The following is an 8,773-nucleotide window of genomic DNA, read 5'->3' on the forward strand; positions in this document are numbered from 1 at the left end:
CATGCATCGCTATTCATTGCTTGTTGCTGCGTTTTTACTGCTGTTCAGCCAATGGACCTTCGCCGCGTATCGCATCGGCGTGAGCATCGCGCGGGTCGACGATAACTTCATGACCTACGTGCGCACCGGCCTGGAAAATGCCGCCAAGCAACAGGACGTGCAGATCCAGTTCGAAGACGCCCAGGGCGACGTGGTGCGCCAGCTCAACCAGGTCGAAGGTTTTCTCAACCAGAAAGTCGACGCCGTGATCGTGCTGCCGGTGGACACCGCCGCCACCGCCAACATGACCCGCGCCGCCGTGGCGGCCAAGACGCCGCTGGTGTACGTCAACCGCCACCCGGATGAGCGCACCTTGCCCAAGGGCGTGGTCACCGTGGCATCCAACGATATCGAGGCCGGGCAATTGCAGATGCGCTACCTCGCGGAAAAGCTCGGCGGCAAAGGCAATGTGGCGATCATCATGGGCGACCTCGCACAGAACGCCACCCATGACCGTACCGAAGGCGTCAAGCAGGTGCTCAAGGACTTTCCCGGCATCAAGGTGGTGGAGCAGCAAAGCGCCGAGTGGCAACGCAACAAGGGCATGGACCTGACCAGCAACTGGCTGCTGGCCGGCACGCAGTTCGATGCGATTGTGGCCAATAACGATGAAATGGCGATTGGCGCGGCCATGGCCTTGCAACAGGCGGGCAAGGCCAAGGGCGAGATCGCGATTATCGGCATCGACGGCTTGCCCGACGGCCTGGCGGCGATCAAGCGCGGCATGCTCACGGCGTCGGTATTCCAGGACCCCAAGGCCCAGGCCACTCAGGCGGTGCAGTCGGCGATCAGGATGATCAAGGGCGAGCCGATCGAGTCCGAGGTGTGGGTGCCGTTCGAGCTCATCAAGCCCGAACAGGTGGCGGTGTTCGAACAGCGCTACAAGTAAATCGAAGATCAGTGATCGTTCCCACGCGCGTGGGAACGATCTGCGAATCAGTCCAGGTCACTTGCATCATGGCGTTCGGGCAACTGTTCCTCGCCCGACACCCGATTCACCCGCCGCCCACGCTGCACCGCCGGCCGCGCCTCAATCGCGTCCGCCCAGCGCTGTACGTGCTTGTACTCGTGCACCGAGAGAAACTCCGCCGCCCCATACAAGCGGCCTTTGACCAACCCGCCGTACCACGGCCAGATGGCGATATCGGCGATGGTGTATTCATCCCCGGCGATGTATTCGCTCACGGCCAGGCGCTGGTCCAGCACATCCAGCTGGCGCTTGGTTTCCATAGCAAAGCGGTTGATCGGGTATTCCATCTTGCTCGGCGCATAGGCATAGAAATGCCCGAAGCCGCCGCCCAGGTACGGTGCGCTGCCCATCTGCCAGAACAACCACGACAGGCATTCCGCACGGGCCCCAGGCTCGGTGGGGAAAAAGGCGCCGAACTTCTCGGCCAGGTACTGCAGGATCGCGCCGGACTCGAACACGCGAATCGGCTGGGCGCCGCTGTGGTCCATCAAGGCCGGGATCTTCGAGTTCGGGTTGACCCCGACAAAGCCGCTGCCGAACTGGTCGCCGTCGCCGATCTTGATCAGCCAGGCGTCGTATTCCGCGCCGCTGTGCCCCAGGGCCAGCAGTTCCTCGAGCAGGATGGTGACCTTCTGCCCGTTGGGCGTAGCCAGGGAATACAGCTGCAGCGGATGCTTACCGACCGGCAATTGCTTTTCATGGGTAGCGCCGGCGATGGGCCGGTTGATGCTGGCGAAGGTGCCGCCACTTTCGGCGTCCCAGGTCCAGACCTTGGGTGGGACATAGCTGGATGAATCGGTCATGCTCACTGCTCCTGAGGCGCTTGGGATGGATGAATTCAAAGCGCATCTTACCGATTGGCTCACATTCAGATACCCCCACATGGCCGACAGACTCGAAGATATCCTCGCCAATCACCTGAAGGTCGTGTTCTGCGGCATCAACCCCGGCAAGGGTTCCGCCGCCCTCGGCCTGCATTTCGCCAACCGCAGCAACCGCTTCTGGCGCACCCTGCACCTGGCCGGCTTCACGCCCCATGAAATCCGCCCCGAACACGGGCGTATGCTGCTGCACTACCACTGCGGCCTGACCACGTTGGTGGATCGTCCCACGGCCAGCGCGGGCGAATTGGCACGGCATGAGTTCACACAGGCCGCGACGAACTTCGAACACAAGATCCGCCACTGCGCGCCGCGCTTCGTGGCGTTCATGGGCAAGCCCGGCTACAGCGCGTTGAGCGGCCAACGCGAGATCGCCTGGGGCTTGCAGCCAAAAGTGTTGGGCGGCGCGTCAGTGTGGGTGCTGCCCAATCCCAGCGGACGCAACCTGGCGTTCAGCCTGGAGCAGTTGGTGCAGGCGTATCAACAATTGCGCCGGGCGACCGAGTGCCCTTAATCTCTTGGCTCGTCACCCTGATAGCAATGGAGGCTTCATGAAACTGATCGGCATGCTGGACTCGCCCTACGTGCGCCGCGTGGCCATTTCCCTGGACCTGTACGGGGTGGATTTCGTGCATGAACCCTTGTCCGTGTTCCGCACCTTCGACGAATTTGCGCAGATCAACCCGGTGGTCAAGGCCCCTACCCTGGTGCTGAACGACGGCACGGTATTGATGGACTCCAGCCTGATCCTGGAGTACCTCGAAACCCTGGCCCCGGCTGACAGGAAGCTGTTGCCCCAGCATCCTGCGGCACTTGCCAAGGACTTGCACGTTCTGGGACTGGCGCTGGCAGCCTGTGAGAAGAGCGTGCAGATCGTCTATGAACACAACCTGCGCCCGGCCGAGAAACTGCATGCACCGTGGCTTGAGCGCGTGACCGGCCAATTGCTCGCGGCCTATGGATTGCTGGAGAAGCAGCTGGGCGACAGCGAAGCACTGACCCAGGCGTCGATTACGGCGGCGGTGGCCTGGTCGTTCAGCCAGTTCACCGTGGCATCGGTGGTCAAGGCGGATGCATTTCCCAACCTGCAACGGCATGCCGAAAGGCTGGAGCAGCATCCGGCGTTCAAGCGTTACCCCATCGCCTAAGCACCGCAGTTCAAATGTGGGAGGGGGCTTGCCCCGATAGCGGTGTGTCAGTCAGCAGATGTATTACTGAAAGACTGCTATCGGGGCAAGCCCCCTCCCACATTGGCCTGGGTTGCATGAAGGATTGAGTCAGGCTCAGACCCAGCCGCCATCCACAATAAAGTTCTGCGCCGAACACATCGCCGAGGCATCGGAAGCAAGAAACAGCGCCATATTGGCGATGTGTTCCGGCAGTACGCTGCCGGGCAGGCACTGGCTGCGGCTGATCAGTTCCTTGGCGGCGTCATCCACCCACATGGACAGCTGTTTTTCGGTCATCACCCAACCGGGCACCAGCGTGTTCACACGGATACGGTTCGGCCCCAGCTCCCGTGCCAGCGCGCGGGTCATGCCGTGGGCGGCGGCCTTGCTGGCGGCGTACACCGGGTAGCCGGCGGAGGCCATCATCCAGCCGACGGAGCCGAGGTTGATGATCGAGCCGCTGCCGGCGTGTTTCATCATCGGCACCACGGCCTTGGCGGCAAAGAAGGCGTGTTTGAGGTTGACTGAGATCAGCTTGTCGAAGGTTTCCGAATCGACTTCTTCCAGGGTGTGGCGCACGTCATTGGCGGCGTTGTTCACCAGTACGCTGATCGGCCCCAGGGAATGCTCGAAGCGCCCTATGGCCGCTTTGTAGGCGATTTCATCGGTGATGTCGCAGCACACGAACTCCACAGCATGCCCCTGGGAACTCAACAGCGCCGCCAGGCGTTCGCCCTGGCTTTGCGCGCGGTCCACAAACCCGACCCTGGCACCCTGCGCGGCGAAGGCCCGCACCATGAATTCGCCGATCCCCGAGGCGCCCCCGGAAATCAATACGGTCTTGCCCTTGAGGTCGGGATAAACGGCGTGTTCAGTACTCATAAAAGGATGCCTCGATCAATTAGTCTTATTTTATTTTACGAAATCGGCTTTAAAGGCTATAAATTCGCTGTCCAACCGACAAAATATAGCTATTAGTAGAACTATTCCACTCAAAACAACAAAAGGAAGTTCGACCATGAAGCACCCTCGATACCTGCTGTCCGGCCTGGCGCTGTCCATGATGATCGCCAGCGGCGGCGCCCAGGCGGCCGGCCTGAGCAGCGAGCAAAAACCTTTCGGTAAAACCAACGACGGCACCGCCGTCGAACAGTACATCCTGCGCAACAGCCACGGCATGCAAGCCACGGTGATCACCTACGGCGGCGTGTTGCAATCGCTGAAAGTGCCGGACAAAAACGGCAAGGTCGACGACGTGGTGCTGGGCTTTGACGACGTGCAAGGCTATCAAAGCGGTACGGCGTTTTTCGGCGCAACCATTGGCCGCTTCGGCAATCGCCTGGCCGGCGGCGCCTTTGAACTCGACGGCAAGCGCTTCCAGGTGCCGCTCAACGACGGCCCCAACTCACTGCATGGCGGCGCCCAGGGCTTCGACAAGCAGGTGTGGAAGGCCGAGCCGGTCAAGGACAAGGATTCGGTCGGCGTGAAGCTGAGCTACCTGTCCAAGGACGGCGAGATGGGCTTTCCCGGTAATTTGAAAACCGAAGTCACCTATCGCCTCAACGACAAGAACGAACTGCACATCGACTACAAGGCCACCACTGACAAGCCGACGGTACTCAACCTCACCAACCACAGCTACTTCAACCTGGCCGGTGCGGGTAACGGCGACATCCTCAAGCACGTCACTACATTGCATGCCAGCCATTACACCCCGGTGAATGCCACCTTGATTCCTACCGGCGAACTGGCACCGGTCAAGGGCACGCCGATGGACTTCCTCAAGCCCACCCCGATCGGCCAGCACATCAAGGAAGATCACCCGCAGCTCAAATTTGCCGAGCCGAAACAGGGCGGGTTTGACTTCAACTGGGCGCTGGACACCAAGGGCGACGTCAAGCAACTCGCCGCCGAGGTGCACGACCCGGCGTCAGGCCGGCGCTTGCAGCTCTACACCAGCGAACCGGGCGTGCAGTTCTATACCAGCAACTTCCTGGATGGTTCGGTGAAGGGCAAAGGTGGCAAGACCTACCTGCACTGGAGTGGTTTCACCTTGGAGACCCAGCACTTTCCGGATGCGCCTAACCAGCCGACGTTTGCCTCGACCCGTTTGAATCCGGGGCAGACGTATACCCAGAACACCGTCTTCAAGTTCTCCGCTGATTAACCTGACAGCAACCCGCTTCGGTTAACGAAGCGGGCTTTTTTTGTGGTGAGCGGGCTTGCCCCGCGTTGGGGCGCGAAGCGGCCCTAAAACCCGCCACCCGGTTCAGCCTGGAAGAATGCAGTGACTGTGTTGGGGCCGCTTCGCGCCCCAGCGCGGGGCAAGCCCGCTCACTACGACGGGCCTGCTTACCACAATCAGCGTTGTTTCATGCGGTCGATGACCACCGCCAGCAGCAGGATCGAACCGCGGATCACATACTGGTAGAAGGTGTCGATGTTCTTCAGGTTCATCGCGTTCTCGATGATCGCCAAAATCAACACCCCGGCAATCACATGGCGGATCATGCCGATGCCGCCGCTCAGCGACACCCCGCCCAGCACGCAGGCGGAAATCACCGTCAGCTCGAAACCCTGGCCGATCATCGGCTGGCCCGAGGTCATGCGCGAGGCGAGGATCACCCCGGCCAATGCGCCGATCAGGCCGTGCACGGCGAAGATCAGGATCTTGGTGCGGTCGACATTCACCCCCGCCAGCAACGCCGCTTCCGGGTTACCGCCGATGGCCATGGTGTTGCGCCCGTAGGTGGTGTAGTTGAGCAGCCAGCCGAAAAACAGGAAGCACACGATGGTGATCAGGATCGGCACCGGCACGCCCAGCAGTTGGCCATTGCCAAAGATAAAGAACTGATCCTGGGACACCCCCACCGCCTTGCCGTCGGCAAAGATATAGGCCAGGCCGCGCACGATCTGCATGGTCGCCAAGGTGGTGATCAACGCATTGACCCGCAGCTTGGCGATCACGATGCCGTTGATCAGCCCCACGACCAGGCCCATCAGCAGCGCCGCGCCAATGCCCAGCATGACGCTGTCGGTATCGCGCATCACAATCGCCGCCACCACGCCGGCGCAGGCAATCACCGAGCCTACCGACAAGTCGAAGTGCCCCGATGCCAGGCAGAACAGCATGGTGCAGGCGGCGATGCCCACGGTGGAAATCGCCAGGCCCAGGCCGCGCATGTTCAACGGCGAAAGGAAGTTATCGATGAGCAAGGCGCACAGGACAAAGATGCCCACCGCTGCCAGCAACATCGCCCAGTTGTCGAGCAGTGCGCGCATATCGAGGGGTTTGCGTGCCGTCGGCAGCGCGTTGTTTTGAGTCGTCATGGTCTTCTCTCAGTTCGCCAGGCCGCGCGGCAGGGCCAGTTGCAGCAGGTTGGATTCGGTCGCGTGTTCGCGGGTCTGTTCGCCGCGCATCGCGCCTTCGCACAGCACCAGGATGCGGTCGGAGATGCCCATCACTTCCATCAGGTCGCTGGACACCACGATCACCGCAATGCCCTGGGCAGCGAGGTTATGGATAATCTGGTAGATCTCGGCCTTGGCGCCGATGTCGATGCCGCGGGTCGGCTCGTCCAGCAGCAGGACCTTCATGGGCATCGACAGCCAGCGGCCAAGAATGGCTTTCTGCTGGTTGCCGCCGGACAGGTACATGATCTTTTGCGCGGCAGTCGGGGTTTTGACCTTCATTGCCTTGATCTGCTGGTCGGCATTGCCCTTCTCCCAGCCATCGCGCAGCAACCAGCCGAACGAAGAGTGGGCTCCACGGGCGCTGATATTGATGTTCTCGGCGACGCTGGACAGCGGAATGATGCCTTCCTTCTTGCGATCTTCCGGGCACAGCAGCACACCGGCGGCGATGGCGTCGCGGGGTGAGCGCAGTTGCAGGGCCTCCCCGCATAACTCAAGGCTGCCGGCGCTGGCGCGTTCCAAGCCGCTGAGCAAACGGAACAACTCCGTGCGCCCTGCCCCCACCAGGCCGAACAGACCGAGAATCTCGCCCTTGCGCACCTCAAAACTGACCGGCTCACGCAAACCCGGACCCAGCAAACCGTCGACCTTGAGCGCCACCTCACCGTGCTCGCGCGGGCGGTAGTCGTAGATGTCCTGGATGTCGCGGCCGACCATGCAGGTCACCAACTGGTCGTGGGTCAACGCGCTCATGTCGTCGAAGGTGCGCACGTAACGGCCGTCCTTGAACACCGTGACCGCGTTGCAGATGCGGAACACCTCTTCCATGCGGTGCGACACGTAGAGCACCACTTTGCCCTCGTCCCGCAGGCGCGTAATGATCGCCATCAAGCGGTCGATCTCCCGCGCCGACAGGCTGCTGGTCGGTTCGTCGAAGGCAATCACATGGGCGCCACGGGACAGCGCCTTGGCAATTTCCACCAGTTGGCGCTGGCCCAGGGACAGGCGCCCGAGTTTTTCCTCGGGGTCGATTTCATCCGCCAGGCCCTTGAGGCAAGCCAGGGCCTGCTTGCGCAACAGGCCCCGGTTGACCACGCCGAAGCGCGAGGGCAAATGCCCGAGGAACAGGTTTTCGGCGACGGTCATTTCCGGCACCAGGTGCAGCTCCTGGTGGATCACCGCCACGCCGCTGGCGATGCTGTCGGCGGCGCATTTGAACGCCATGGTCTGCGCGCCGATCTGCACCGTGCCGCTGCTGGGAATATAGGCGCCGCCGAGGATCTTCAGCAGCGTCGACTTGCCCGCACCGTTCTCGCCCATCAGGGCGTGCACCTGCCCCGGGTGGGCGGTGAAGCTGATGCCGTCCAGCGCCTTGACCCCGGGAAAGGTTTTGCCGATAGCGTCGAAACGCAGGGCCGCCGCCGTCATTTCCACAGCCCGATCTTGGTCAGTTCTTCCTGGAAGTTGGCGCGGGTGATCAGGGTCACTTCATCCATGGCCGTGTACTTCGGCGGTTCGGTGCCCTTGGTGACCCACTCGTACATCATCAGCGCGGTGTTGTAGCCTTCGATGTGCGGGCTTGGCAGCATGGAGCCGAAGAAGCCGCTGTTGGCCTTCTTCAATTCGCCGATGGCGTCGGTGCCATTGATGCCGATGCCGATCACATTGGCGGCGGCGAAACCGGCGCTTTCAGTGGCGCGCACGCCGCCGAGCACGGTGTTGTCGTTCATGCCGCCGATGATCAGGTTTTTCGCGCCGCTGGGCAGCTTGACCAGGGCCGAGTTGGTGGCGTCCATGCTGCCGGGGACGTCGAGGGTTTTCAGCGCGGCGGTGAGGATATGGTCCTTGGGAATGCCGGCTTCTTCCAGGGATTTGATCGAGCCATCGGTGCGTTTTTTGCCGGTGTCGAGTTCATTGAAGGTGTTGATCACCGCGTAGGTGTCCTTCCAGTCCCAACCGCGTTTTTTCGCTTCGGCGGCCATGGCCGCGCCTTGTTTCTGGCCCACTTCAAACGCGGCCATGCCCAGGTACGGCACGTCTTCCATGAAGTTGCCCTTGGCGTCGACAAAGCGATCATCCACGGCAATCACTTTCAGGCCGTTGGCCTTGGCCTTGGCGACGATGGCCGGGCCCAGGGACACATCCGGCGGGCAGATCACAAAGCCCTTGGCGCCGTTGGCGGCCAGGCTGTCGATGGCCGAGAGGGTTTTCTCGCCATCGGGCACGGCGATCTTGATCACGGTAAAGCCATGTTCCTTGCCGGCTTTTTCGGCAAAGGCCCATTCGGTCTGGAACCACGG

General features: G+C 61.7%; 9 protein-coding genes. 4 read left to right on the forward strand and 5 right to left on the reverse strand.

Annotated features, from left to right (window positions below; translation table 11 throughout):
* The first annotated feature begins 1 nt into the window (after position 1).
* A complete protein-coding gene (locus BFP99_RS15630) occupies positions 2 to 928 on the forward strand; it encodes a sugar ABC transporter substrate-binding protein (protein WP_027607581.1) in 927 nt (308 codons plus the stop codon).
* A 47-nt stretch (positions 929 to 975) separates the two neighbouring features.
* On the opposite strand, the gene yghU is transcribed toward BFP99_RS15630, so the two are convergent.
* Positions 976 to 1,812 (reverse strand): glutathione-dependent disulfide-bond oxidoreductase, encoded by an 837-nt coding sequence (gene yghU / locus BFP99_RS15635; RefSeq protein WP_065923812.1) that lies wholly within the window; start codon positions 1,810 to 1,812, stop codon positions 976 to 978.
* 79 nt (positions 1,813 to 1,891) lie between these two features.
* Between yghU and mug the strand changes: the two genes are divergently transcribed.
* Both mug and BFP99_RS15645 read left to right on the forward strand, forming a co-directional pair.
* The gene (mug, locus tag BFP99_RS15640) at positions 1,892 to 2,404 is read left to right on the forward strand and encodes a G/U mismatch-specific DNA glycosylase (protein WP_065923815.1); all 513 of its coding nucleotides are present in this window, start codon (positions 1,892 to 1,894) and stop codon (positions 2,402 to 2,404) included.
* A 37-nt stretch (positions 2,405 to 2,441) separates the two neighbouring features.
* Positions 2,442 to 3,038, forward strand: coding sequence for a glutathione S-transferase (locus tag BFP99_RS15645; protein ID WP_065947656.1), 597 nt, complete (start codon positions 2,442 to 2,444; stop codon positions 3,036 to 3,038).
* Positions 3,039 to 3,173: 135 nt separating this feature from the next.
* Here the strand turns inward: BFP99_RS15645 and BFP99_RS15650 are convergent, their stop codons facing one another.
* The gene (locus BFP99_RS15650) at positions 3,174 to 3,941 is read right to left on the reverse strand and encodes an SDR family NAD(P)-dependent oxidoreductase (protein WP_065947657.1); all 768 of its coding nucleotides are present in this window, start codon (positions 3,939 to 3,941) and stop codon (positions 3,174 to 3,176) included.
* A 136-nt stretch (positions 3,942 to 4,077) separates the two neighbouring features.
* Here BFP99_RS15650 and BFP99_RS15655 point away from each other — a divergent pair, with 136 nt between their 5' ends.
* Positions 4,078 to 5,226: an aldose epimerase family protein gene (locus BFP99_RS15655; RefSeq protein ID WP_065923809.1), complete on the forward strand. Its 1,149-nt coding sequence runs from the start codon at positions 4,078 to 4,080 to the stop codon at positions 5,224 to 5,226.
* Positions 5,227 to 5,420: 194 nt separating this feature from the next.
* Here the strand turns inward: BFP99_RS15655 and araH are convergent, their stop codons facing one another.
* The 3 genes from araH to BFP99_RS15670 all read right to left on the reverse strand — a co-directional run.
* Positions 5,421 to 6,389, reverse strand: a complete 969-nt coding sequence (gene araH / locus BFP99_RS15660; protein WP_065925854.1) for an L-arabinose ABC transporter permease AraH — start codon at positions 6,387 to 6,389, stop codon at positions 5,421 to 5,423.
* Between the two features lie 9 nt (positions 6,390 to 6,398).
* On the reverse strand, positions 6,399 to 7,901 hold the full coding sequence (gene araG, locus BFP99_RS15665; protein ID WP_065925855.1) for an L-arabinose ABC transporter ATP-binding protein AraG: 1,503 nt from the start codon (positions 7,899 to 7,901) through the stop codon (positions 6,399 to 6,401).
* Positions 7,898 to 8,773: substrate-binding domain-containing protein (locus BFP99_RS15670; protein WP_065924821.1), on the reverse strand; the 876-nt coding region annotated here is incomplete at its 5' end. The genes araG and BFP99_RS15670, both read right to left, overlap by 4 nt.

The sequence above is a fragment of the Pseudomonas sp. 1 R 17 genome, from assembly GCF_900067035.1.
In the GTDB taxonomy this organism is placed as follows: domain Bacteria; phylum Pseudomonadota; class Gammaproteobacteria; order Pseudomonadales; family Pseudomonadaceae; genus Aquipseudomonas; species Aquipseudomonas marginalis.